Source organism: Citrobacter sp. Cpo089 (assembly GCF_030332695.1).
GTDB classification, from domain to species: Bacteria; Pseudomonadota; Gammaproteobacteria; order Enterobacterales; family Enterobacteriaceae; genus Citrobacter; species Citrobacter portucalensis.
The window spans coordinates 115,965-140,922 of the sequence record NZ_JAOWHJ010000021.1 but is presented as its reverse complement, the minus strand read 5'-3'; the positions used below and the strand labels follow the sequence as shown (position 1 = coordinate 140,922).

The 24,958-nt window shown below is 52.4% G+C and carries 21 protein-coding genes; 6 read left to right on the top strand and 15 right to left on the bottom strand.

Annotated features, from left to right (window positions below; all coding sequences use genetic code 11):
* Positions 1–16 precede the first annotated feature (16 nt).
* The 5 genes from amtB to decR form a co-directional block, all read right to left on the bottom strand.
* Positions 17–1,303, bottom strand: coding sequence for an ammonium transporter AmtB (gene amtB, locus OGX92_RS02835; RefSeq protein ID WP_126319016.1), 1,287 nt, complete (start codon positions 1,301–1,303; stop codon positions 17–19).
* Positions 1,304–1,334: 31 nt separating this feature from the next.
* Entirely contained in the window at positions 1,335–1,673 is a 339-nt protein-coding gene (gene glnK, locus OGX92_RS02830) for a P-II family nitrogen regulator (protein ID WP_003021657.1), read from the bottom strand.
* A 248-nt stretch (positions 1,674–1,921) separates the two neighbouring features.
* Positions 1,922–3,700, bottom strand: a complete 1,779-nt coding sequence (locus OGX92_RS02825) for a SmdB family multidrug efflux ABC transporter permease/ATP-binding protein (RefSeq protein ID WP_286586219.1) — start codon at positions 3,698–3,700, stop codon at positions 1,922–1,924.
* Positions 3,693–5,465 (bottom strand): SmdA family multidrug ABC transporter permease/ATP-binding protein, encoded by a 1,773-nt coding sequence (locus OGX92_RS02820; protein WP_286586218.1) that lies wholly within the window; start codon positions 5,463–5,465, stop codon positions 3,693–3,695. The genes OGX92_RS02825 and OGX92_RS02820 overlap by 8 nt, the downstream gene beginning before the upstream one ends.
* A 44-nt stretch (positions 5,466–5,509) precedes the next feature.
* Complete coding sequence (decR, locus tag OGX92_RS02815; RefSeq protein ID WP_003831023.1) at positions 5,510–5,968, bottom strand: DNA-binding transcriptional regulator DecR; 459 nt, start codon at positions 5,966–5,968, stop codon at positions 5,510–5,512.
* Positions 5,969–6,084: 116 nt separating this feature from the next.
* Between decR and OGX92_RS02810 the strand changes: the two genes are divergently transcribed.
* Entirely contained in the window at positions 6,085–7,140 is a 1,056-nt protein-coding gene (locus OGX92_RS02810; RefSeq protein ID WP_122984023.1) for a PLP-dependent cysteine synthase family protein, read from the top strand.
* A gap of 50 nt (positions 7,141–7,190) precedes the next feature.
* On the opposite strand, the gene cof is transcribed toward OGX92_RS02810, so the two are convergent.
* Complete coding sequence (gene cof / locus OGX92_RS02805; protein ID WP_048235970.1) at positions 7,191–8,009, bottom strand: HMP-PP phosphatase; 819 nt, start codon at positions 8,007–8,009, stop codon at positions 7,191–7,193.
* A gap of 144 nt (positions 8,010–8,153) precedes the next feature.
* Here cof and OGX92_RS02800 point away from each other — a divergent pair, with 144 nt between their 5' ends.
* Complete coding sequence (locus tag OGX92_RS02800) at positions 8,154–9,854, top strand: SgrR family transcriptional regulator (protein ID WP_257681124.1); 1,701 nt, start codon at positions 8,154–8,156, stop codon at positions 9,852–9,854.
* A 65-nt stretch (positions 9,855–9,919) separates the two neighbouring features.
* On the top strand, positions 9,920–10,615 hold the full coding sequence (gene queC, locus OGX92_RS02795) for a 7-cyano-7-deazaguanine synthase QueC (RefSeq protein WP_003021638.1): 696 nt from the start codon (positions 9,920–9,922) through the stop codon (positions 10,613–10,615).
* A 105-nt stretch (positions 10,616–10,720) separates the two neighbouring features.
* Here queC and fadM read toward each other — a convergent pair whose 3' ends face one another.
* From fadM to bolA, 9 genes are all read right to left on the bottom strand, one after another.
* On the bottom strand, positions 10,721–11,119 hold the full coding sequence (fadM, locus tag OGX92_RS02790; protein ID WP_003021636.1) for a long-chain acyl-CoA thioesterase FadM: 399 nt from the start codon (positions 11,117–11,119) through the stop codon (positions 10,721–10,723).
* Positions 11,120–11,225: 106 nt separating this feature from the next.
* Positions 11,226–11,600, bottom strand: coding sequence for a helix-hairpin-helix domain-containing protein (locus tag OGX92_RS02785; RefSeq protein ID WP_003831017.1), 375 nt, complete (start codon positions 11,598–11,600; stop codon positions 11,226–11,228).
* A gap of 146 nt (positions 11,601–11,746) precedes the next feature.
* The gene (gene ppiD / locus OGX92_RS02780; RefSeq protein ID WP_003831016.1) at positions 11,747–13,621 is read right to left on the bottom strand and encodes a peptidylprolyl isomerase; all 1,875 of its coding nucleotides are present in this window, start codon (positions 13,619–13,621) and stop codon (positions 11,747–11,749) included.
* Between the two features lie 268 nt (positions 13,622–13,889).
* The gene (hupB, locus tag OGX92_RS02775; protein ID WP_219352570.1) at positions 13,890–14,180 is read right to left on the bottom strand and encodes a nucleoid-associated protein HU-beta; all 291 of its coding nucleotides are present in this window, start codon (positions 14,178–14,180) and stop codon (positions 13,890–13,892) included.
* 190 nt (positions 14,181–14,370) lie between these two features.
* Complete coding sequence (gene lon, locus OGX92_RS02770; RefSeq protein ID WP_003831014.1) at positions 14,371–16,725, bottom strand: endopeptidase La; 2,355 nt, start codon at positions 16,723–16,725, stop codon at positions 14,371–14,373.
* Between the two features lie 184 nt (positions 16,726–16,909).
* Entirely contained in the window at positions 16,910–18,184 is a 1,275-nt protein-coding gene (gene clpX / locus OGX92_RS02765) for an ATP-dependent protease ATP-binding subunit ClpX (RefSeq protein WP_003831013.1), read from the bottom strand.
* Between the two features lie 126 nt (positions 18,185–18,310).
* Positions 18,311–18,934, bottom strand: a complete 624-nt coding sequence (clpP, locus tag OGX92_RS02760) for an ATP-dependent Clp endopeptidase proteolytic subunit ClpP (RefSeq protein ID WP_003021624.1) — start codon at positions 18,932–18,934, stop codon at positions 18,311–18,313.
* A gap of 247 nt (positions 18,935–19,181) precedes the next feature.
* The gene (gene tig, locus OGX92_RS02755) at positions 19,182–20,480 is read right to left on the bottom strand and encodes a trigger factor (protein WP_003021622.1); all 1,299 of its coding nucleotides are present in this window, start codon (positions 20,478–20,480) and stop codon (positions 19,182–19,184) included.
* A 344-nt stretch (positions 20,481–20,824) separates the two neighbouring features.
* Positions 20,825–21,142, bottom strand: coding sequence for a transcriptional regulator BolA (gene bolA, locus OGX92_RS02750; protein WP_003021619.1), 318 nt, complete (start codon positions 21,140–21,142; stop codon positions 20,825–20,827).
* Between the two features lie 306 nt (positions 21,143–21,448).
* Between bolA and OGX92_RS02745 the strand changes: the two genes are divergently transcribed.
* From OGX92_RS02745 to cyoA, 3 genes are all read left to right on the top strand, one after another.
* A complete protein-coding gene (locus OGX92_RS02745) occupies positions 21,449–22,027 on the top strand; it encodes a lipoprotein (protein ID WP_032941838.1) in 579 nt (192 codons plus the stop codon).
* A 44-nt stretch (positions 22,028–22,071) separates the two neighbouring features.
* Positions 22,072–23,547 (top strand): muropeptide MFS transporter AmpG, encoded by a 1,476-nt coding sequence (gene ampG / locus OGX92_RS02740; RefSeq protein ID WP_286586217.1) that lies wholly within the window; start codon positions 22,072–22,074, stop codon positions 23,545–23,547.
* A gap of 460 nt (positions 23,548–24,007) precedes the next feature.
* Positions 24,008–24,955 carry a cytochrome o ubiquinol oxidase subunit II gene (gene cyoA / locus OGX92_RS02735; protein WP_003831009.1) on the top strand — a complete coding sequence of 316 codons (948 nt, stop codon included), beginning with the start codon at positions 24,008–24,010 and terminating at the stop codon, positions 24,953–24,955.
* Positions 24,956–24,958 lie beyond the last annotated feature (3 nt).

Here is a 24,958-nt window from a genome sequence, read left to right as displayed (position 1 = left end):
CCGGCAGATTGAAACATCAAGCGTTGTAGGCGTTTTCGCCGTGACTGTTCACATCCAGACCTTCGCGTTCCTGCTCTTCCGGTACGCGCAGACCCACCGTCATATCTGCCAGCTTATAGCCAATGAAGGCCACCACGCCGGACCAGACGATGGTGATCGCCACGCTTTCCAGTTGCACCAGCAGCTGATGCCCCATGGTCACGCCCTCGGCAAAGCCCACGCCGCCCAGAGAGCTCGCAGCGAAAACGCCGGTCAGGATGCAGCCAACAATACCGCACACGCCGTGCACGCCAAACACATCACACGGATCGTCCACGCGCAGAAAACGCTTCAGCATGGTCACACCCCACAGGCCAGCCAGCCCCGCAACGACACCGATAATCAGCGCTCCTCCGACACCAATGTAGCCACATGCAGGTGTTACGCCCACCAGACCTGCAATAGCACCAGAACAAGCGCCCAGCAGAGACGGTTTGCCACGCAGCGCCCATTCACCGAAGATCCATCCGAGGATGGCGGCAGCGGTGGCGACCACGGTATTGACGAAGGCCAGTGCGGCAATTTCATTCGCCGTTCCCGCCGAACCGGCGTTAAAGCCAAACCAACCAATGTAGAGAATAGCGGTACCGGTGAAGACCATCGGCAGGTTATGCGGTTTAAACGCTTCTTTGCCAAAACCGACGCGTTTGCCAATCAGATACGCACCAACCAGACCAGCAATCGCTGCGTTGATGTGCACGACCGTCCCGCCGGCAAAATCCAGTGCGCCGTGAGAAGCCAGTAAGCCGCCGCCCCAGACCATATGGGCAATGGGGATGTACGACAACGTTAACCACACCACCACAAAAATCAGCACTGCAGAGAAACGAATACGCTCAGCAAGAGCCCCGACAATCAGCCCAACGGTGATGCAGGCAAAAGATCCCTGAAAAGCAACGTGAATGTATTGGTAGAAGCTCCCCGTGACCGCCGTCAGCTCAATGTTCTTCAGCAATACCCAGTTGAAGTTGCCGAAGAAATTATTCCCTTCGCCAAAGGCCAGTGAGTAGCCATAAACCACCCATAGAATACAAACCAGAGCGAATGTCACCGTCACCTGAGTCAGCATCGACAGCACGTTCTTACCGCGAATCAAACCGCCGTAGAACAACGCAATGCCAGGGATAGTCATAAACAGCACCAGCGCGGTACAGATCATCATAAAAGCGTTATCTGCTTTATCCGCAACCGCCGGTGCCGCCATCGCCAGTCCCGGCAGTAGCGCCAGTGAAGCAATACCTGTTTTCATCGTTGCTATCTTCATTTTTTGGTTTCCTATCACTGTGTGCCAGAAGTTACAGTGCGGCTTCGTCGGCTTCGCCGGTACGAATACGAATCACACGTTGCAGCTCGGCGACGAAGATTTTGCCGTCGCCAATTTTTCCGGTGTATGCCGCCTTACTGATGACATCAATCACGCCATCCAGTTGGTCGTCGGCAATCGCCACATCAATCTTCACCTTTGGCAGAAAATTGACGCTATATTCAGCCCCACGGTACAGCTCAGCATGACCTTTCTGTCGGCCAAACCCCTTCACTTCGGTGACGGTCAGCCCCTGAATACCAATAGACGACAGTGCTTCACGGACGTCTTCCAGTTTGAACGGTTTGATTACCACGGTAACCAGCTTCATAGATCCCCTCCAGTCAGAATTCAGTAGTGGCTGCAGATACACGAGAGGAATATTGCAAGGGATGTGCCAGGAATGAAAAACGCGGAATGATTCAGGTTCGCAGGGTACAGCCAGGAGAGAAAAAGAAAAAACGCACTATAACGGTGCATAGTGCGTTACATTTTTGCACCAGATTGTTGATTGCCGGATGGCGGCGTAAACGCCTTACCCGACCTACGATACCGCGTGGCCGGATAAGCACTGCGCCGTCAGGCGATAACAGAATCCTCTTGCGTGCTGGCGGCTAACTCTTCGCCCGCCAGCTGCAGCTGATACATCTGCCAGTAACGGCCTTGCGCCGCCAGTAATTGCTGGTGCGTACCACGCTCAACCGCCTGACCGCGATGTAACACCAGAATGGTATCCGCATCGACAATCGTCGATAACCGATGCGCAATCACCACCAGCGTAGTGTGTTCACGGACCGCCGCCAGCGCGTGCTGAATGGCCTGCTCAGTACCGGAATCAATACTGGCAGTGGCTTCATCGAGGATCAGCACCTGCGGCGTTTCAACCAATACCCGCGCCAGCGCCAGCAGCTGTTTCTGCCCAACGGAGAGATTATTGCCCTGCTCGCCCAGCCGGGTATGAATCTCCTCGCTCAAACCCCGAGCCAGTTCTGCCAGTTGCACAGTCTCCAGCGCCTGCCAGACCCGCTCTTCTGAGATATCGCGACCCAGCGTGACGTTTGCCAGGAAGGTATCCGCCATCACCACCGGATCCTGCTGCACCATCGCGATGCCCTGACGTAACGCACCGTGGCTCAGAGAAGACAACGGACGTCCGTCAAGGCGGATTTCCCCCTGCGTCAGCGGGTAATATCCCATCAGCAGGCTGGCCAGCGTGCTTTTGCCGCTGCCTGTGTGTCCGACCAAAGCCACAAAGCTGCGCGAAGGCACGGACAGACTGATGTTTTGCAGCACCAGATTGTCGTCGCGATAGGCAAATGAAACGTTATCCACCTCAATGTCTCCGCTTTTGAGCGGGCGATCGTCTTCACCATAGCGCTGACGAGGCCCGTCCATCAGTTCGAACACTCGCTCACCAGCGACAACCGCCTGCTGCAGCATTGATTGCTGGGTGGTCAGCTCGATCAGCGGTTCGTTCAAACGGCCGAGGTAGCTGATGAACGCGTACAGCACGCCAACCTCAATGGAGGTGCCAGAGGTAAAACTGAACAGCATCAGCAAGCCGCAGAGGATCAGCGCCGAGAAAAGGCTCAGCAGCGGACGCAGCAAAAAACCATCCAGTCGCAGGGTTTGCATGCGCGCCATATAGTGCGAGCGGCTGGCCTCGCCCATTCTCTCGCCAAACCTTGCCTGCTGGCGGAACTGCTGGATAACGCTCATGCCGTTGATGACTTCGTTAAAGCCATCGTTAATATCCGCCAGATAAGCGCGCACCCGACGCACAATCGGGGTGCTGTAGCGTTGGTAAATAACCATCACCACCAGCACGGCCGGGAAAATGGCCATCGCCACCAGCGCCATACGCCACTCGAGGCTGAACATCGCGACCAGCATGGCGCCAATTAAGGCCGCGCTGCGCAGAACCGTTGCGACCACCGTCACGTACAGGTCACGAATCACTTCGGTGTCATTGGTCACGCGGGAGATAAGCTGCCCGACGGGCTGAGTATCAAAGGCGCTGAGCGGCTGGCGCAGCGCAGCGTCCATTACGTCGGTACGTAACTGTTGTACTACGCCAACCGCCGCCTGGTTAAACAGTAACGACTGAGCGTAATGCAGCCCTGCCGCCAGCAGTTGCAGACCGACATAGGCGGCAACCAGCCCGGCAACCATCGCCAGCGGCAGATTGTTCTTCGCCACCATGTTATCGATAAAATAGCTAATCAGCAGCGGGCCGCTGACTTCCGCCGCAGCCGCCACCCACAACATGACGACCGCAATCGCCAGCTGTTTTCGCCATGGTGAACCGTATGCCAGTAACCTTTTCAGAGTTGGCCATAATTGCCCAAAACTACGCATTAGCCACCTCCTCGTTTATCTCTGGCGCATCAGACAGTGCCGCTTCCAGTTGCTGATAGCGGTACATATCACGATACCAGCCAGGCTGCTGCACTAAAGAATCATGCTCACCGCGCTGGGCAATATGCCCATGCTGCATCACGATAATCTCGCTGGCTTCCGTCAGGGCCGATAAACGGTGAGCGCTAATAATTACGGTTCGGCCTTCGCCCCACTGGCGCAGGTTATGCAGGATCTGATGTTCGGTACGACCATCTACCGCCGACAACGCATCATCCAGAATCAGGATTTCAGCGTTCAGCAGTAACGCTCGAGCGATAGAAATACGCTGTTTTTGCCCGCCAGACAGCATCACCCCGCGTTCGCCCACTTCGGTGTCGTAGCCCTGCGGAAGACGTAAAATATCCTCATGAACGCTGGCAAGGCGCGCCACATGCTCGATCTCTTCCTGCGTGGCCTGCGGACGTCCTAAGGCGATGTTATTACCGACGGTATCGGAAAACAGGAATGGCGTCTGGCTGACAACCGCCAGTCGGCTGCGCCAGCTATCCAGCTGTAAGCGCGTTAATGGGATATCATGAAAGCGCACATCGCCCTGGGTGATATCAAAATGACGCTGGATCAGCGACAGCACCGTACTTTTTCCCGAGCCGGTCGGACCACAGATGCCCAGCATCTGTCCAGGTTTGAGCTGGAAATTCACATTTTCCAGCGCCGGGTGGGTGGTTTGCGGGTAACAAAATTCGCGAATCGCCACCGCCAGCTCGCCGCGTCCTTCCGGCACCGGTTCAGTACCGTCATCCACTACCGGCGCTTCTGCCAGCATGGCGCGAATTCGGCTATACGCGGCGCTGCCGCGTTCGACGATGTTAAACATCCAGGCCAGCGCCAGCATCGGCCAAATCATCAGACCGAGATACATCATAAAGCTGGTGAGCTGCCCGAGCGTCAGCGAGCCGTGTACCACCATCCAGCTTCCCCCGGCAATCGCCAGCAGGTTAGCCATACCAATGGCGATATAAATCGTGGGATCAAAGCGGGCGTCAATGCGCGCCACGCGCAGGTTTTTCTTACCGGTATCTTCAGCATCAGCGGCAAATAATGCCGACTGTCGATCCTCCAGACCAAAGGCCTTGATCATACGAATACTGGTCAGGCTTTCCTGAGTACGATCGTTGAGACTGGAAAACGCCGCCTGCGCCAGCTTAAAACGGTTATGGAGTCGATCGCCGTAACGTTTGATCATCAACGCCATCACCGGCATCGGCAGCAGCGCAATCAACGTCAGTTGCCAGCTTATCTGCGTTGACATCACGATCAGCACCGCACACCCCATGACCAGCGAATCCACCAGCGTCAGCACCCCTTCTCCGGCGGCAAATACGACGCGATCGACATCGTTGGTTGCCCGCGCCATCAGATCGCCCGTACGGTGCCGCAGATAAAATTCTGGATGCTGGCGACTCAACTGACGGTAATAATCTTCCCGCAGCTCAACCGCCAGTTGGTAGGATGCGCCAAACAGCAGCACGCGCCAGACATAGCGCAGCAAATAAACCACCACGGCAATCAGGGCAATTGTCCCCACCCACATCAGCAGCCGCTCGGTGGTGAAACGTTGAGTCGTCACGCCATCCACAATGATCCCGACCACTTTCGGCGGAATAAGCTGAAGGATAGCGATGATGATAAGCAAGGCCACTGCCCCGAGGTAGCGACGCCACTCCCGGCGGAAGAACCAGCTTAATTGAGCAAATAATCGCACGCGTTATGTCCTGACAAGATTTCCGGCAATAAGCGCCGGGAGAATTATTCAATAGGTAGAGCAGTTGTGTATTTAATCTGTTCCATGGCAAAGCTGGAGGTGACGTCAGACAGGCCCGGTACGCTATTCACCAGGCGCTTATAGAATTCATCATAGCTTTTCATATCAGCAACCTGCACTCGCATCAGGTAGTCATACTCCCCTGCCATACGCCAGAACCCCAGAACCTCGGGCATTCCGGTCACTTCAGTGACAAAGCGGCAATACCATTCGCTGCTGTGATGCTGAGTTTTGATCAGCACAAACGCGGTGAGTCCCAGCCCCAGTTTTTCTGGATCCAACAGGGCGACTCTGCCCAGCAGGATACCGTCATCCTCAAGTCGTTTGAGACGTTTCCAGCAGGGGGTGGTAGTCAGATTAACGGCATCTGCTAATGCCTGCAAAGAAAGGGTGCAGTCCTGTTGCAGCAAGCCGAGTAGCTTGCGGTCAATTTTGTCTAACATATCCACTCCACAGAGAAGAATTTTCTCCTTACATTCTATTTTAAAGGCTAAATGGCAACAATTTTTTCCGTGCTTTTCGCTATTCTGGGCACAAAATGACAAATGGATATCTATTAATGATGAATAGCTCCTGGGTTAAAAACGCCATCAATGAAATCAACGCGGATTATCAGCGTTCTGCGGATACGCATCTCATTCGCCTGTCGCTACCGGCGTTCCCGGGCATTCAGCTCTATTTAAAAGATGAGAGCACGCATCCGACCGGGAGTCTGAAGCATCGTCTGGCGCGCTCACTGTTTCTGTACGGATTGTGCAATGGCTGGATCAAAGAAGGCACCACCATCATTGAATCATCGTCCGGTTCAACGGCGGTCTCTGAGGCTTATTTCGCTCGACTGTTAGGGTTGCCATTTATTGCCGTCATGCCTTCCTGTACGGCAAAACGTAAGGTTGAACAGATTGAATTTTACGGCGGTCGCTGTCATTTCGTGGAAAGCGCCTGCGAAATCTATGCGGCCTCTGAGCAACTGGCGCGTGAGCTGAACGGTCATTACATGGACCAGTTCACTTACGCTGAGCGCGCCACCGACTGGCGCGGGAATAATAATATCGCCGACAGCATCTTTCGTCAGATGCAGTGCGAGCCCAACCCCGTTCCCCGCCATATTGTGATGAGCGCCGGAACCGGTGGCACCTCAGCAACCATTGGCCGCTATATCCGCTGTCAGGGCTACGACACTCAACTGATGGTAGTGGACCCGGAAAACTCGGTCTTTCTGCCCTTCTGGCAGGATCGCGATGCCACGTTACGCAGTCCGGTAGGAAGTAAAATTGAAGGCATTGGCCGCCCGCGTGTCGAACCGTCTTTCATTCCTGACGTGGTCGATGAAATGCTGCGCGTGCCGGATGCCGCAAGCGTGGCCACCGCACACTGGCTGGAAACGCAGTTGGGCCGTAAAGTCGGCGCCTCTACGGGTACCAATATGTGGGGAACGCTGCAACTTGCCGCCCGTATGCGCGATGCCGGAGAAAGCGGCTCACTGGTGACGCTGTTGTGTGACAGCGGCGAACGCTATCTGGAAACCTACTACAACCCACAGTGGGTCGACGCGCACATCGGTGATTTAACGCCGTGGAAAGCGGAGCTCGCCCGACTACTGAACACCCATTAATGGGATAAAAAAAAGCCAGACGCGAAGTCTGGCTTGCTGGAAGGGATCTCTCATTCGGGGGAATAAGGTAGATGTGGATTGTCCAGCCAATGCGTCAAAAAGTGTGACACTGCCTGATTACGGCAATGCCCAATCACCGATAAATGAGGCAGTTCAGCAATCAGTTGCGGCATCGCGTTACCCATAATCAGGCCGCGCCCAACGCTGCCTAACATTTCGCGATCGTTCATGGCATCGCCAAACGCCATACACTCGGCCATTGAATAACCTAAATGGTCGCTCAACACCGCCAATGCCGATCCTTTATTACAGCCCAGCGGCAGCACCTCAAGGCAATCAAACGCGGAAAAACAGAGATTCGCCTGTTCACCCAGCGCTTCATTCAGTTGAATTCGCAATTGGATCAAAGAGTCATGATCGCCGCAGAAACAGACTTTCGTGACCTGATGCGCCGGAATACGTTTCACATCGACGATCTGGTAGCGAAATCCGCTATACACATGCGCCTGCAGCAGCGAGGGGATCTCTTGTCCGGTGAACCAACCGTTGTCATTAAAGACATGCATGCTGGCGGTAGTGTCCCACTTCTGATGCAACACAATATCCGCGACATTCGGATCCAGATCCTGACGGTGTAACACATCGCCCTCAAGAGAGTGAATACGCGTGCCATTACCCGTGATCAAAAAGGCGTCCAGTGAGATCGAGCCTAAAATATGGCGCATCTCAAGCACATGTCGGCCGGTAGCAAATGTCAGAGTAATATCGCGTTCACGCAGGCGCGACAGCGTTGAAAGCGTTTCGTCACCTAAATGGTGATTCGGCATCAAAAGGGTGCCATCCATATCAAATGCAGCCAGACGAGCCATTTCTTTCTCCACACTGTGACGCGGTTAACTTGTGATCCAGTATCACCTGAGATATACGGAAGTAATAGTGAATAGATAAAATGAATTGTTCCGGGTTTCTCTACGCATAAACCGTTAACGGACATCCTGAAGGAAAAAGTATCAATGCGTCTGCTTAATCGCCTGAACCAGTACCAACGCCTGTGGCTGCCCTCGAACGGCGAACCGCAGTCGGTGACCGTCGGGGAACTGGCCGAACGCTGTTTTTGTAGCGAACGCCATGTGCGTACCCTGCTAAAGCAAGCGCAGGATGCGGGCTGGCTGGAGTGGCATGCCCAGTCGGGGCGCGGGAAACGCGGGCAACTGCGGTTTTTAGTGACGCCAGATTCACTGCGCAACACCATGATGGAACAGGCGCTGCAAAAGGGAGAGCAGCTTAGCGTACTGGAACTGGCTCAGTTGGCTCCGGGCGAATTAAGAACACTGCTACAACCGTTTATGGGCGGTCAGTGGCAAAACGACACGCCAACCCTACGTATCCCCTATTACCGCCCGCTCGACCCCTTGCACCCCGGTTTTCTCCCTGGTCGCGCGGAGCAACACCTCGCCGGACAAGTTTTCTCTGGCCTGACCCGGTTTGACAGCACTACGCAACGTCCTTGTGGAGACTTAGCCCACCACTGGAATATTTCCGCTGACGGCCTGCGCTGGGATTTCTATATTCGTTCCACCCTGCATTGGCATAACGGTGATACGGTAAGCAGCTCACAGCTACATCAGCAGTTGCTGAAGCTGTTAGAACTCCCCGCGCTGAATAAGCTGTTTATCAGCGTAAAGCGCATTGAGGTGACGCATCCCCAGTGTCTGACCTTTATTCTGCATCGTCCCGACTTCTGGCTGGCGCACCGTCTGGCAAGCTACAGCAGTCACCTGGCGCATCCTGAGCACCCGTTTGTGGGTACCGGCCCGTTCCGGTTGACGCTGTTTACTCCTGAGCTGGTGCGTATCGAGAGCCATGATCACTACCATCTGAGTCATCCGCTGCTAAAAGCCATTGAATACTGGATAACCCCACAGCTCTTCTCCCAGGATCTGGGCACCAGCTGTCGCCATCCGGTGCAAATTGCGATTGGTAAACCCGAAGAGTTGCCTATGCTAAGCCAGGTAAGCAGCGGGATCAGTCTTGGTTTTTGCTATCTCACGCTCAGAAAAAGCGCGCACCTGAATACGCAGCAGGCCCGTAGACTGATCAATATCATCCACCGTTCTTCCCTGCTACAAACGCTTGAAGTGGATGAAAATCTGATCACGCCAAGCAATGCACTGCTCCCCGGATGGACTATCCCACAATGGGATGAACTCGATGAGGTGGCATTACCGGAAAAGCTGACGCTGGCTTATCACCTGCCGGTAGAACTTCACGCTATGGCTGAACAGCTTCGCCAGGCGCTGGCGCTGCTCGGCTGTGAATTAACGCTTATTTTTCATAATGCTAAAAACTGGGATGGCGATCATCCCTTAGCCCAGGCCGACCTGATGATGGGCGACAGGCTGATTGGTGAGGCACCTGAATATACTCTCGAACAGTGGTTGCGCTGCGATCAGCTCTGGTCACATGTATTGAATGCGCCAGCATACACACATTTGCAAACGACCCTGGATGCCCTTCAAATCCAGGCCGATGAGGACGATCGCCACGCTGCTTTACAACAAGTTTTCGCCACGCTAATGCATGACGCTACTCTGACCCCACTGTTCAATTATCACTATCGCATCAGCGCGCCACCGGGCGTGAACGGCGTACGCCTGAATCCTCGTGGCTGGTTCGAGTTTACCGAAGCCTGGCTGCCACCTCCTTCAGCGTGAAGAAGCTGGTCGACGGCACGTCCAGGCGCTACCATAAGGGCTTCGTTATTTTGTCAGGAAAAGCCATGAAACGTGCCGTTGTTGTATTCAGTGGAGGTCAGGACTCCACGACTTGTCTGGCGCAAGCGCTGCATCAGTATGATGAAGTGCACTGCGTGACCTTTGATTATGGTCAGCGCCATCGCGCTGAGATTGATGTCGCACGTGACCTGGCCTTAAAACTTGGCGCGCGGGCGCACAAAGTACTTGATGTCACATTGCTCAGTGAACTGGCTGTCAGCAGCCTGACCCGCGATAACATTCCGGTACCCGATTACGAACCGGATGCGAACGGCATTCCCAATACCTTTGTGCCAGGACGCAATATTCTGTTCTTAACGCTGGCAGCAATTTACGCGTACCAGGTGCAGGCAGAAGCGGTCATTACCGGCGTTTGTGAGACCGATTTCTCCGGCTATCCGGACTGTCGCGATGAGTTCGTTAAAGCCCTGAACCATGCTGTAAGCCTGGGGATGGCGAAAGATATTCGCTTTGAAACCCCACTGATGTGGATCGATAAAGCCGAAACCTGGGCACTGGCCGATTATTGGGGCAAGCTGGATCTGGTACGCGAAGAAACGCTGACCTGCTATAACGGAATCAAAGGTGACGGTTGCGGTCACTGTGCGGCGTGTAATCTGCGTGCCAACGGCCTGAACCATTATCTGGCGGATAAACCGGCAGTGATGGCGGCAATGAAACAGAAAACCGGGTTAAAGTGATTGTATTGCCGGATTGCGCTTTGCTTATCCGGCCTACAGGCAGTTGCAGCAACTCATGTAGGCCGGATAAGACGCTTAAGCGTCACCTTCCGGCAGTCGTAGCCACTACTGCACCATCTGCTCCAGTTTTTCGCGCAACTCCCCTTCCAGCGGCAACGCTTTTTGCGTTTTCAAATCAATACAGACGAACGTAATCAGCGCGTCTGCCACCACCTGCCCTTCCGGCTCCAGGGTAATGGTCTGGTTTAACACGCCACTTTTGCCATTTAACTGTTGAACCTGACTGGTGATGGTCAGCAGGTCGCTCAGCACCGCAGGTCGCCGGTAGTTGATATTAATATTCACGACCACAAAAGCGATGTTGTGTGCGGTCATCCACTGAAAGCTGTCGCTGTTTTCCAGACCATCCCAGCGGGCCTCTTCCAGAAACTCCAGATAGCGGGCATTGTTAACGTGCTGATAGACATCAAGATGAAAACCACGGACTTTGATTTGTGTTTGCATAGCGCAGGAGCCTTACGTTGTTTTTATATGAACAGACTTTTGAGTAAAGAGGTCATAACTGGTATGACCTCTACAGTCTGGCAAACTTTCAGCGCTCTGCAAGTTATTAAAGTGTTAAAACTGCCAAGTTACGCTCAACCAGTGAACTGCCCATGCCCGGCACCTGTTTTAAATCATCCACCGTTTTAAACGGCCCGTACTCCTCACGATAGCTCACAATCGCCTGCGCTTTCTTTAGACCCACGCCATTCATAACTCGCGCTAAATCCTCCGCAGAAGCGCTGTTGATGCTTACCCTGGTGCCCTCATCGTCGCTTGCTTTAGCGGGCAGTGTGGCTTTGCTTTGTGCCGCCCCTGGGTTTTCCGCTTTGGTTTGAGTCGCCTGGCTTTTGGCGACAGGCTCAGCCGCCAATGCGGTTTGGGCCATACCAGCGCAGGTCAATGAAAGAGTGATAAGCAGAGCTTTGATTCCATGTTTCATACTGTTTTCTCCTTGTTTGTTAACAGTGGAATCACGATAGCGAGGTGCAGAACGGCAGACAAACGGCAAATATCAGAAATGGAAAAGGCCGCGAAAGCGGCCTTTGGTAGATACAACTTTTTGCAATTTTTTGCGAACTGCCTCGGTTATTGCTGCTGTTCCAGCGCATCACCGATTTTAATTTTTGCGGCTTTACGCAGGTTGCTCATCAGCGCTTCGAAGACAATCTGCGCGTTGTTCTGAGTGATCCCCTGAACCATCGCTTTCTTCTGCGCTTCAGGCATAGAACCAGCTTTCACCTCGTCCAACGCCAACAGAACAACGTTACCCTGCATGTCGTTCGCGACGCCGTAGCTCGGTTTGTCTTTCGCCGGCAGGCTCAGACCAAAGGCAGCCTGGCTCAGCGGATCCTGACCCGTACGGCTCAGCGTTTTCGCCTCACCAAAGCTCAGACCCGCCGCTTTCATCGCTTCATCGCCTTTACCGGCTTTCAGATCCGCCAGCAGTTTATCGGCATCAAGCTTCGCCTGCTGCTCTGCTTTATTGTGCTTAACGAGCGCAGTTACCTGCTCTTTCACTTCAGCCAGTGGCTTCACGGCTTCGGCTTTGTGCTCTGCAATACGCAACACGAACGCACGATCGCCGTCCACGGTGATGATATCGGAGTTACTGCCAGGCGTACCGTTCTCACCAACCAGACCACCATTGAAAATGATGTCAGCGACTGGTTTGAAATTCAGTTCTTCCGGCAGGCTGTCACGGCTAAACCAGCCCGTTTCAACCGCTTTCATACCCGCAGCCTGCTCTGCACCCGCCAGAGATTCGTTATCGTTGCTGGCCGCGTCGCTGACTTTCTGCTGCAGCGCATAGTAGGCATCCAGCGCTTTTTCCTGCTTCACTTTTGCCGCAATCTCGTCACGGGCTTCGCTCAGCGGTTTAACTTGCGCAGGCTGTACGTCGTCAAGACGCGCAACGAGGAAACCAACGGAAGACTTAATTACGCCAGACAGTTGGCCTTTTTCTTTCAGACCAGCATTTTTCAGCTCATCCGGGGTAGTGGAATCTTCCAGCCATCCCATATCACCGCCTTTACGAGCAGAGATGATATCGGCAGATTTTTCTTTCGCCAGCGCAGCGAAGTCACCGCCTTTGTTCAGCTCATCCAGTACCGCTTTGGCTTCATCTTCCGTTTTGGTCTGAATGATGCTGTAGCGGTTACGCTGCGGCTGAGTGAACTGATCCTGATGCTGGTCATAGTAAGACTGAATATCAGCATCGCTGGCCGTCTCCTGCATAGCAGCAGCGTCCAGCTTGATGTAGCTCACGCGGAACTGTTCCGGCGTCATAAAGTTGTTTTTATTCTGCTCGTAGTAGCTGGCAACTTCCTGCTCGGTAACAGACTGCTTCGCGGCCAGTGCGTTAACGTCAATCGTCGCCTCGCGCACGATACGCTGCTGTGCGACCAGCGCCGCCAGTTCATCCGTTTCGCCTTTCAGCATGAAGTCCGTACCGGCAACACCGTTAATCAGCTGCTGTGTCGTGAGCTGATTACGTAATGCCTGTGCGTACTGGTCTGCAGTCATTCCCATTTGATTGACAATCGCGTTGTAGCGGTTGTTATCAAACTTGCCGTCCACCTGGAACGCAGGCGTGGCGAAAATGGCCTGTTTAACCTGATCGTCGCTGATGTTGAGCTTAAGCTCGCGGGAATACTGATCCAGCAGCGCTTCGTCAACAAGACGATTCAGCACCTGCTGACGCAGCGTTTTCATATAACCTTCGTTCGCGGCCAGCTCGGAGTATTGATCGCCCAGCTGTTGCTGCATGCGGTTACGTTCGCTGTTGAACGCATTCTCGAACTGCCCGCGGCTGATCTCCTGGCCATTCACTTTGGCGGCGAAGTTATTGCCCCCGCCAATCAGGTAACCACTCACGCCGGTCAAAATGAACGACACGATAATGATACCGAAAATAATCTTGAGCACGAGACTGTTAGCAGCCGTGCGTAAGCTGTCCATCATGGTGTAACCACACTCCGCTGTAGATGACTATACGCGTTATCCTCTCTGCTGCCCCCGCGTTGATGACAACAACGGCAACAAGGATTTTGAGTATATATGCTTCACGCAGCATAGCGTTTCCTGAACGCTGCGCACAAAGGTCTATTGTGACAAGAAACAGGGGCAATTGTCAGCCCACAACGCGTAGAAAGTACCGGAATTACAAATAAAAAAGGCACATCAGTCGATGCGCCCTTGTACTTCGTCACATCCCCAAAGGGGAAATCACTTAATTTACCGCGTCTTTCAGTGCTTTACCTGCACGGAAGCCCGGTACTTTAGCCGCGGCGATGGTGATCTCTTTACCTGTTTGCGGGTTGCGACCAGTACGGGCAGCACGCTCTTTAACGGCAAAAGTACCAAAACCTACCAGCGCTACGTCATCACCTTCTTTCAGAGATTCGGTAACAGAAGCAATAATTGCATCTAACGCACGTCCAGCCGCAGCTTTAGAGATATCAGCCCCTGCAGCAATTTTGTCGATCAGTTGAGATTTATTCACTCTTCTCTTCCTCTTTATAATTTATATCGCACCTGAATCCTTCAAAGTGCGACCGCGCAGCAGTTATATCAGGCCTGCCATGCCCTTACAACACCCGTTAATGATGGCAAGCCTAATCCGTTATCTAAATTAGCTATACAAAAAAAGGCTGGCAAGCCCGAAATGGCCTGCCAGCCCTGTTTTTATTAATGCTCTTTGCGCGAGGTCACTATTTTGCCGTCACAACCTGCATTCCAGAGGGTTCATTTTGCAACGCAAGAGTCAGAACTTCCTCAATACGTTTCACCGGGTGAATATTAAGATCGGCAATTACGTTGTCCGGAATCTCTTCCAGGTCACGTTTGTTCTCATCGGGAATTAAGACCGTCTTAATGCCGCCACGGTGTGCCGCCAGCAGTTTTTCTTTCAAACCACCGATAGGCAGAACCTGACCACGCAGGGTGATCTCACCCGTCATCGCTACGTCGGCGCGAACTGGGTTACCGGTAAGACAAGACACCAGCGCAGTACACATAGCAATACCCGCACTTGGACCGTCTTTCGGCGTCGCCCCTTCAGGTACGTGAACGTGGATGTCGCGTTTTTCGTAAAAGTCCGGGTTAATACCCAGTTTTTCCGCACGCGCGCGCACCACAGTCAGCGCAGCCTGAATCGACTCCTGCATGACTTCACCCAGAGAACCGGTGTAGGTCAACTTACCTTTACCCGGTACGCAGGCGGTTTCGATAGTCAGCAGATCGCCGCCAACTTCCGTCCACGCCAGACCCGTCACCTGACCAACGCGGTTTTCGTTGTCCGCGCGGCCATAGTCAAAGCGCTGTACACCCAGATAGTCGTGCAGGTTGTCGCCATTGATCTCAATATGTTTCAGCGATTTATCCAGCAGCAGCTGTTTCACCGCTTTACGGCACAGTTTAGAGATTTCACGTTCCAGACTACGCACGCCTGCTTCACGAGTGTAGTAACGAATAATGCCCACAATGGCGCTATCGTCGACCGTCAGCTCACCTTTTTTCAGCGCATTACGCTCAATCTGTTTCGGCAACAGGTGACGTTTGGCAATGTTCAGCTTTTCGTCTTCGGTATAACCGGACAGACGGATCACTTCCATACGATCCAGCAACGGTGCCGGAATATTCATGGAGTTAGAGGTCGCAACAAACATCACATCGCTGAGATCGTAGTCCACTTCCAGGTAGTGATCGCTGAACGCCACGTTCTGCTCTGGATCCAGCACTTCGAGCAGTGCGGAAGCCGGATCGCCACGCATGTCGGAAGACATTTTGTCGATCTCATCAAGCAGGAACAGCGGGTTTTTAACGCCCACTTTGGCCATTTTCTGGATCAGTTTACCCGGCATAGAACCGATATAGGTCCGGCGGTGACCGCGAATTTCGGCTTCATCACGCACGCCGCCCAGCGCCATACGGATGTATTTACGCCCAGTTGCCTTAGCGATGGACTGCCCCAGAGAGGTTTTACCTACCCCCGGCGGTCCAACCAGACACAGGATCGGCCCCTTGATTTTATTTACACGGCTTTGAACCGCGAGATACTCAAGAATACGGTCTTTGACGCGCTCCAGACCATAATGGTCGGTATCGAGGATTTCCTGCGCCTGACGTAGGTCTTTTTTGACCTTGCTACGCGCATTCCACGGCACCTGTACCATCCAGTCGATGTAGCCACGCACCACGGTCGCTTCCGCCGACATAGGAGACATCATTTTCAGCTTCTGCAGTTCTGCTTCCGCTTTCTCTTTTGCCTCTTTCGGCATTTTCGCCGCGTCGATTTTACGCTTCAACGCTTCGTTTTCGTCCGGTGCATCGTCCATCTCACCGAGTTCTTTCTGAATAGCTTTCATCTGCTCGTTCAGATAGTACTCGCGCTGAGATTTTTCCATCTGCTTTTTCACGCGGTTGCGAATGCGTTTCTCAACCTGCAGCAGATCGATTTCAGACTCCATCATCGCCATCAGATATTCCAGACGTTCGTTAACGTCGGACATCTCCAGCACGGACTGCTTGTCAGCCAGCTTCAGCGGCATGTGTGCAGCGATGGTATCCGCCAGACGTGCAGGATCGTCAATGCTGTTCAGCGACGTCAGCACTTCTGGTGGAATTTTCTTGTTCAGCTTGATATAGCCTTCGAACTGGCTAATAGCGGTACGCACCAGCACTTCCTGTTCGCGCTCATCAATAGCAGGCGAGTCAAGGTACTCTGCTTTCGCAGAGAAATGCTCGCCGTTGTCAGACAGCGCAGAAATACGCGCACGCTGTAACCCCTCGACCAGCACTTTTACGGTGCCGTCAGGCAGTTTCAGCATCTGCAAAATAGAGGCCACGGTCCCGACGGTGAAAAGATCGTTTACACCCGGCTCATCCGTTGACGCTTCTTTCTGTGCGACCAGCATGATTTTTTTATCATGGTCCATAGCCGCTTCCAGACAACGGATAGATTTTTCCCGCCCTACAAATAAGGGTATGACCATGTGCGGATAAACCACCACATCGCGCAACGGCAATACGGGGATTTCAATGCGTTCAGAACGCTCAGGATTCATAGAGCTCTCTCTTAGTTTAGTTTCCGCCAGGTAATCAGGTGGTACGACTGTGCTTCACACCACCTTTAACATGTATGTCAGTATATGGGGATGTTTCCCACACATTCAACGCCATGTTTACGGAAAAATAAAAGGGGAGATAAAATCCCCCCTTTTTAATTAAATGTCTGTATGAATTGATGAATTATTCGCCAGATGCCTGCTGCGCTTCCGGCTTACCGTAAATCAGCAATGGCTTGCTCTGACCGCCAATCACCGACTCATCGATCACCACTTTTTCGACGTCTTCCATAGAAGGCAGATCGTACATGGTGTCGAGCAGCGCGGCTTCGACGATAGAACGCAGACCACGAGCACCGGTTTTACGCGCCATCGCTTTCTTAGCGATCGCATCCAGCGCTTCCTCACGGAATTCCAGATCGACACCTTCAAGATTGAACAGCGCCTGGTACTGCTTGGTCAGGGCGTTTTTCGGCTCTTTGAGGATCTGGATCAACGCTTCTTCGCTCAGCTCGCTCAGCGTTGCCACAACCGGCAGACGACCGATGAACTCAGGGATCAGACCAAACTTGATCAGATCTTCCGGTTCAACCTGCGACAGCAGTTCACCTTCGCTGGCTTTATCAGACTGTGCTTTTACCGTTGCGCCAAAACCAATGCCGGAGCCGGTTTCAACACGGTTAGCAATCACTTTATCCAGACCGGCAAAGGCACCGCCACAGATAAACAGGATCTTGGAGGTATCAACCTGCAGGAATTCCTGCTGAGGATGTTTACGACCACCCTGCGGCGGAACGGCAGCAACCGTCCCTTCGATCAGTTTCAACAGCGCCTGCTGTACGCCTTCGCCGGAAACGTCACGGGTAATAGATGGGTTATCAGACTTACGTGAAATCTTGTCGATCTCATCGATATAGACGATCCCACGCTGTGCTTTCTGCACGTCGTAATCGCACTTCTGCAACAGCTTCTGAATAATATTTTCAACATCTTCACCCACATAACCGGCTTCGGTCAGCGTGGTGGCATCAGCCATGGTGAACGGAACGTCCAGCAGGCGCGCCAGCGTTTCAGCCAGCAGCGTTTTACCGGAACCCGTCGGGCCAATCAGCAGGATGTTACTTTTGCCCAACTCGACGCCATTGCTGGTGTCGCCGTTGCGCAGACGTTTGTAATGGTTGTATACCGCGACCGCCAGCACTTTCTTCGCCTGCTCCTGACCGATAACGTAATCGTCCAGGTGGTTGCGAATTTCATGTGGCGTCGGCAGCGCACTGCGTTCACGGTGCGGTGCTACTTCCTTAATCTCTTCGCGAATGATGTCGTTACATAAATCAACACATTCGTCGCAGATATACACGGATGGACCGGCAATCAGCTTACGCACTTCATGCTGGCTTTTGCCGCAAAAAGAGCAGTACAACAATTTGCCCGAGCCATCTTTGCGTTTATCTGTCATGGGTCAAAACCTCTTCTTTGTTCTTTGTGCCGCACACGACGACGCAAATGCCATTCTCAGGCGCAAGACGCTAGTCAGCGTTGTGCCGCTCCAGGTAATTATAGCGGCACACCTGCGCACTGGGCATTAATTACGATGGGTCAAAATCGAGTCGACCAGACCGTACTCTACCGCTTCAGAAGCGGAGAGGAAGCGATCGCGCTCGGTATCACGTTCAATCTGCTCAAGAGATTGACCCGTATGATGCGCCATAAGTTCGTTCATGCGCCCTTTTACCTTCAGGATTTCACGGGCATGAATTTCAATATCCGTTGCCTGGCCCTGGTAACCGCCCAGAGGCTGGTGGATCATGACGCGAGAGTTAGGCAGGCAAAAACGTTTGCCTTTCGCCCCGGCGGTCAGCAGGAACGCACCCATTGAGGCCGCCTGGCCCATACAAATGGTGCTGACGTCCGGCTTAATAAACTGCATGGTGTCATAGATAGACATCCCGGCAGTGATCACTCCACCAGGGGAGTTGATGTACAGGTAGATATCTTTTTCTGGGTTTTCTGCTTCCAGGAACAGCATCTGCGCCACGATCAGGTTAGCCATATGGTCTTCGACCTGGCCGGTCAGAAAAATGACGCGTTCCTTAAGTAGACGAGAATAGATATCAAAAGAGCGCTCACCACGTGAGGTCTGTTCAATGACCATCGGCACCAGCGCCATATGGGGTGCAAAGTTATCTCGTTCGCCGCTGTATGACATTTCCGTCTCCTGGATAAAATTTGAAAAAACCTGCTGTGCTGATTGTAACCTTATGGACGGATTATCAGCTAGTCCCTCAGTAATGGGTACGACATCGCCATAATTCAAGCATAACAATCTTTTGTTGTAACGCTAACACTGAAACGCTGTTTTCGCACTCTTCCCATGCAAAATGCGTGACAAAAAAAAACCCGCCACCAAAAGGTGACGGGCTTGCGTACGAAATTCGAGCTAAAAAAGCGACGAATTACGCCTGCTGGTTCATCAGTTCGTTGAAGGAAGTGGCTTTTTCAGTCACTTTCGCTTTCGCCAGAACGGCTTCAACAGCCTGCTCTTCCAGAGCGACGTTACGCATGTTGTCCATCAGCTCTTTGTTTTTGCTGTAGAACTCAACAACTTCTTTCGGATCTTCGTAAGCAGAAGCCATCTCTTCGATCAGGCCTTTAACGCGATCTTCGTCAGCTTTCAGTTCGTTGGTACGAATCACTTCGCCCAGCAGCAGACCAACAACTACGCGACGCTTAGCCTGTTCTTCGAACAGTTCACGCGGCAGTTCCAGAGCTTGTTTCTCGTTGCCACCGAAACGCTGTGCAGCCTGACGACGCAGAACGTCGATTTCGCTGTCGATCAGTGCAGCCGGAACGTCGATGTCGTTAGCTTTTACCAGACCTTCGATCGCCTGAGACTTAACGCGGTTACGCACAGCGCCTTTCAGCTCGCGTTCCATGTTTTTACGGACTTCAGCGCGCAGACCTGCTACGGAACCATCTTCAACGCCGAAACGTTTGATGAATTCTTCAGTCAGTTCCGGCAGTTCGCGTTCTTCAACTTTCTTCAGGTTGATAACGAACTTCGCAGCTTTACCTTTCAGGTTTTCAGCGTGGTACTCTTCCGGGAAGGTCACGTCGATAGTGAACTCTTCGCCAGCTTTGTGGCCTTTAACGCCTTCTTCAAAGCCCGGGATCATACGACCCTGGCCCATCGCCAGTACGAAGTCAGACGCTTTGCCGCCTTCGAACTCTTCGCCGTCTACAGAACCGGTGAAGTCGATGGTTACACGGTCTTCTGCATCAGCAGCGCCGTCTTTGTCTTTCCAGGTAGCCTGCTGCTTGCGCAGGGTGTCCAGCATTACGTCAACGTCAGCGTCGGTAACTTCAACAACCGGTTTTTCAACTTCGATTGCTTCCAGGCCAGTCAGCTCAACTTCCGGGTAAACTTCGAACTCTACCGCGTAAGTAAAATCTTCACCCAGTTTGTATTCGCCCGGAACGTAGTTCGGTGCGCCAGCCGGATTGATTTTTTCTTTGATGATCGCGTCAACGAAGTTGCGGCTCATCAGGTCACCCAGAACGTCCTGGCGAACAGACGCGCCATAACGCTGAGCAACAACATTCATCGGTACTTTTCCTTTGCGGAAACCGTCAATACGCACTTTCTTCGCTACGTTGACCAGCTCGCTTTTCACAGCGGTCTCGATGCTGTCAGCAGCGATAGTAATCGTTACACGGCGGCCAAGGCCTTGAGTGGTTTCAACTGAAACTTGCATCTTGTTACCTCAAAAAATCACAGTGCTCGGTCAACTCTTCTCCGCAAGCACAGGTTGTTGGCTTCGCGGAACTGGGATGTTCTCATAAGCAATCACATTCCCTGTCGTCAGAATCATCCCGAAGACATTCCGAAAAATAAGACGCGCATTATAGCGGCATCACTTTTATGAGTCGAGAACGGTTATCGCGCGTTGCTGCGGCTTTTTTCACAATTCCCGGCTAATTTTTGTCTGAATACTGTACGACTGCCCCAGAATTCAGACAAAACAAAACGGCCCGCAGGCCGTTTTCACATAATCTGTAGCAACATACTGGAAAAGCGTCGGTTGTTGCAAATCCGTTTTTACGCGATGCTTCCCGCACCACGACACGGAGGCGATGCAAAAATCGTATCCTGCAACGCTTCCCACTCCTTAATAGTGTAGGTATGCAGGGCAAGCGCATGAACGGTTGTGGAAAGTTCCGCCGTTAATGTGCTGTAAATCATCCGATGACGATTAAGAAAACGTTCACCTGTAAAGCGATCGCTAACCAGTACAACCTTAAAGTGGCTTTCAGAACCAGCCGGGACATTGTGACGATAGCTTTCATCCACAACTTCGAGGAACACGGGTTCGAACGCTGCCCTTAATTTTTCTTCTATTTGCTCACGAATCATCATGAAATTTTTCCTCCGACAACGCTGAGATGTCACCCATCCCTTTAAATACTAGCCGCTTTTACCGTTTTCATTACACCTTAGCAACAAAAAATTAGCGCTTGTCTGATTTTCTCATTCAAACGGATGAAGTTCACTGATTCCTCACTCCAATTTATTGCAAAAAGTCCGTTTATAGTCTCTACAAAGTCATAAAACGGACAACACAATGAATTTACATGCGTTACCCACTTCCCCTCATCGTTGGCGATGTTATGATGGCGGGAATTTTCTCTAACCATACAATTTAGATTCGCTGAGAGCCCTGGCATGTTTAAAAAAATCCTCGTCCCGTTTGTCGCACTGTTTATGTTAGCTGGATGCGCAACGCCGCCGACCACTATTGAAGTCTCCCCGAAAATTACCCTGCCGCAGCAGGACCCGAGCCTGATGGGTGTGACCGTTAGCATCAATGGTGCCGACCAGCGCCAGGATCAAGCGCTGGCAAAAGTCACCCGTGACAACCAACTGGTTACCCTGACCGCATCCCGCGATCTGCGTTTCCTGCTGCAAGAAGTGCTGGAAAAACAGATGACCGCACGTGGTTATATGATTGGACCAAACGGTGCAGTCAACCTGCAAATCATTGTTAACCAGCTGTATGCTGACGTGTCTCAGGGTAGCGTGCGCTATAACATCGCTACCAAAGCAGACATCGCCATCATCGCGACCGCCGCCAACGGCAACAAGATGACCAAAAACTACCGTGCAAGCTATTCTGTTGAAGGTGCTCTGCAGGCCTCTAACAAAAATATCGCTAATGCCGTTAACAGCGTACTGACCGATACCATCGCTGATATGTCTCAGGACACCAGCGTTCACGATTTCATCAAGCAGAACGCTCGTTAATTTCTGCCCATATGGCCCGGCGTTCGTCGGGCCTATAGAAGCCCATGTCCAGTCATTACTTACGTATTTTTCAGCAGCCACGCTCAGCTATCCTGCTCATTCTGGGGTTCGCCTCCGGTTTACCGCTCGCACTCACCTCCGGTACGCTTCAGGCATGGATGACGGTCGAGAATATCGATCTTAAAACCATCGGTTTCTTTTCCCTGGTCGGTCAGGCCTACGTATTTAAGTTTCTCTGGTCCCCGTTGATGGACCGTTACACGCCACCGTTTTTAGGTCGACGTCGCGGCTGGCTGCTGGCGACCCAGGTGCTGTTGTTAATTTCTATCGCCGCGATGGGCTTTCTGGAGCCTGGCACACAGTTACGCTGGATGGCCGCACTCGCAGTAGTGATCGCTTTTTGCTCGGCATCGCAGGATATCGTCTTTGATGCCTGGAAAACCGACGTATTGCCCGCAGAAGACCGCGGCACCGGCGCGGCGATCAGCGTGCTGGGCTATCGATTAGGGATGCTGGTTTCAGGCGGACTGGCCCTGTGGATGGCCGATCGCTGGCTGGGCTGGCAAGGGATGTACTGGCTGATGGCTGCGCTGTTGATTCCTTGTATCATCGCCACCCTGTTAGCACCCGAACCGACTGACACCATTCCGGTGCCTAAAACGCTGGAACAGGCGGTTGCGGCTCCGCTGCGCGACTTCTTTAGTCGTAACAACGCCTGGCTGATCTTACTGCTTATTGTGCTGTATAAGCTCGGGGATGCCTTTGCCATGAGCCTGACCACCACCTTGTTAATCCGCGGCGTTGGGTTTGATGCCGGTGAAGTTGGCGTGGTGAATAAAACACTGGGGCTACTGGCCACCATTGTTGGCGCGCTGTACGGCGGGATCCTGATGCAGCGCCTTTCGCTGTTCCGCGCATTGCTTATTTTCGGCATCCTGCAAGGGGCGTCGAATGCGGGCTACTGGCTACTGTCCATCACGGACAAACACATGTTTAGCATGGCGGCCGCCGTCTTCTTTGAAAACCTGTGCGGTGGAATGGGCACGGCAGCATTTGTCGCCTTATTAATGACGCTGTGCAATAAGTCCTTCTCAGCGACCCAGTTCGCCCTCCTCTCCGCGCTTTCTGCCGTTGGCCGCGTTTACGTTGGCCCGGTAGCGGGTTGGTTTGTCGAAGCACACGGCTGGCCGACGTTTTATCTGTTCTCGGTGTTTGCCGCGATTCCTGGTCTGATACTGCTGCTGGTATGCCGCCAGACTCTGGAACATAGCTGGCAAAATGAAAGCTTTATTCCACGCACGGAATTTCGTGGGGCGTACAGTCTGGCATTAATGACGCTGGTTGCGGGCTGCTGCCTGCTGCTGGTTTGGCTGCTGCTGTTAACCATGAACGCGCTGGATTACACCAACTTCTCCTTCCTGCCAGAACTGCTTGAAGTCTCGGTGGCGGTCGCAGTCTGCGGGGTCGTTTTTGGTGGATTGCTGGATTATCTGGCACTGCGAAAAACACGTCTGGCGTAAAAAAACCGCATTAATATCGCCGTTGTAATCACCCTACGTAATTATAACGGCGAAATAAGCAACAACTGCTAAAAATAATATTTGTTATTTTGTGCGCCAAAGAATTTGGAAATTATTGACGCCTTTTATATATACTATTTTCCTTACTCGATTCAGCCACGAAAGATTTATTTTTTGTTCCTCAATTGTCCCTTTATTGATAATCAATTGTTAAACAATTGTTTTATTTTCGTATTGGTTATACCAATTGCCCTCAGTACGCCACCCACCTGCCCGCTTTCGTTATAACGTGATGTTGCAACAGGTTCTTAAAGCCAAAGCGACATATATTGCAACATATGTGACATGCACGGCAGAACCCAGTAACACAGATCTAGAGATGTTTACAGTAATGTAACCTTCCCGTAAAATGCCCTCACACTTTAAACGCCACCCGGTCCCGTGGAATTGAGGTCGTTAAATGAGACTCAGGAAATACAATAAAAGTTTGGGATGGTTGTCATTAATTGCAGGCACTGCATTACTCAGTGGCTGTAATTCTGCGCTGCTTGACCCTAAAGGACAGATTGGACTGGAACAACGGTCATTGATACTGACGGCATTTGGCCTGATGTTGATTGTCGTTATTCCCGCCATCTTGATGGCTGTTGGTTTTGCCTGGAAGTATCGTGCAAGCAATAAAGATGCGAAGTACAGCCCGAACTGGTCACACTCCAATAAAGTGGAAGCTGTGGTCTGGACGGTGCCGATCTTAATCATCATTTTCCTTGCCGTCCTGACCTGGAAAACCACTCACGCTCTTGAGCCAAGCAAACCGCTGGCGCATGACGAGAAGCCCATTACCATCGAAGTGGTTTCCATGGACTGGAAATGGTTCTTCATCTATCCGGAACAGGGTATCGCTACCGTGAATGAAATCGCCTTCCCGGCGAATACTCCGGTTGAATTCAAAGTGACTTCCAACTCCGTGATGAACTCCTTCTTTATCCCGCGTCTGGGTAGCCAGATTTATGCCATGGCCGGTATGCAGACTCGACTGCATCTGATCGCCAACGAAGTCGGTACTTATGATGGTATCTCCGCAAGTTATAGCGGACCAGGCTTCTCCGGTATGAAGTTCAAGGCTATCGCAACAAAGGACCGCGCCGAATTCGACCAATGGGTTGCTAAAGCTAAACAGTCCACGAACACCATGAGCGACATGGCAGCGTTCGAGAAAGTGGCTGCGCCAAGCGAATACAACCAGGTGGAATACTTCTCCAACGTGAAACCGGATTTGTTTAAAGACGTTATTAACAAATTTATGGCTCACGGTAAGAGCATGGACATGTCCCAACCCGAAGGTGAGCACAGCGCACACGAAGGAATGGAAGGCATGGACATGAGCCACGCGGAATCCGCTCACTAAGGG

Excerpts from the sequence above, each read along its gene's own strand:
- amtB (WP_126319016.1), bottom strand. The coding sequence starts at position 1,303 with ATGAAGATAGCAACGATGAAAACAGGTATTGCTTCACTGGCGCTACTG.
- glnK (WP_003021657.1), bottom strand. The coding sequence starts at position 1,673 with ATGAAGCTGGTTACCGTGGTAATCAAACCGTTCAAACTGGAAGACGTC.
- OGX92_RS02825 (WP_286586219.1), bottom strand. The coding sequence starts at position 3,700 with ATGCGTAGTTTTGGGCAATTATGGCCAACTCTGAAAAGGTTACTGGCA.
- decR (WP_003831023.1), bottom strand. The coding sequence starts at position 5,968 with ATGTTAGACAAAATTGACCGCAAGCTACTCGGCTTGCTGCAACAGGAC.
- OGX92_RS02810 (WP_122984023.1), top strand. The coding sequence starts at position 6,085 with ATGATGAATAGCTCCTGGGTTAAAAACGCCATCAATGAAATCAACGCG.
- cof (WP_048235970.1), bottom strand. The coding sequence starts at position 8,009 with ATGGCTCGTCTGGCTGCATTTGATATGGATGGCACCCTTTTGATGCCG.
- OGX92_RS02800 (WP_257681124.1), top strand. The coding sequence starts at position 8,154 with ATGCGTCTGCTTAATCGCCTGAACCAGTACCAACGCCTGTGGCTGCCC.
- queC (WP_003021638.1), top strand. The coding sequence starts at position 9,920 with ATGAAACGTGCCGTTGTTGTATTCAGTGGAGGTCAGGACTCCACGACT.
- fadM (WP_003021636.1), bottom strand. The coding sequence starts at position 11,119 with ATGCAAACACAAATCAAAGTCCGTGGTTTTCATCTTGATGTCTATCAG.
- OGX92_RS02785 (WP_003831017.1), bottom strand. The coding sequence starts at position 11,600 with ATGAAACATGGAATCAAAGCTCTGCTTATCACTCTTTCATTGACCTGC.
- ppiD (WP_003831016.1), bottom strand. The coding sequence starts at position 13,621 with ATGATGGACAGCTTACGCACGGCTGCTAACAGTCTCGTGCTCAAGATT.
- lon (WP_003831014.1), bottom strand. The coding sequence starts at position 16,725 with ATGAATCCTGAGCGTTCTGAACGCATTGAAATCCCCGTATTGCCGTTG.
- clpX (WP_003831013.1), bottom strand. The coding sequence starts at position 18,184 with ATGACAGATAAACGCAAAGATGGCTCGGGCAAATTGTTGTACTGCTCT.
- clpP (WP_003021624.1), bottom strand. The coding sequence starts at position 18,934 with ATGTCATACAGCGGCGAACGAGATAACTTTGCACCCCATATGGCGCTG.
- tig (WP_003021622.1), bottom strand. The coding sequence starts at position 20,480 with ATGCAAGTTTCAGTTGAAACCACTCAAGGCCTTGGCCGCCGTGTAACG.
- bolA (WP_003021619.1), bottom strand. The coding sequence starts at position 21,142 with ATGATGATTCGTGAGCAAATAGAAGAAAAATTAAGGGCAGCGTTCGAA.
- OGX92_RS02745 (WP_032941838.1), top strand. The coding sequence starts at position 21,449 with ATGTTTAAAAAAATCCTCGTCCCGTTTGTCGCACTGTTTATGTTAGCT.
- ampG (WP_286586217.1), top strand. The coding sequence starts at position 22,072 with ATGTCCAGTCATTACTTACGTATTTTTCAGCAGCCACGCTCAGCTATC.
- cyoA (WP_003831009.1), top strand. The coding sequence starts at position 24,008 with ATGAGACTCAGGAAATACAATAAAAGTTTGGGATGGTTGTCATTAATT.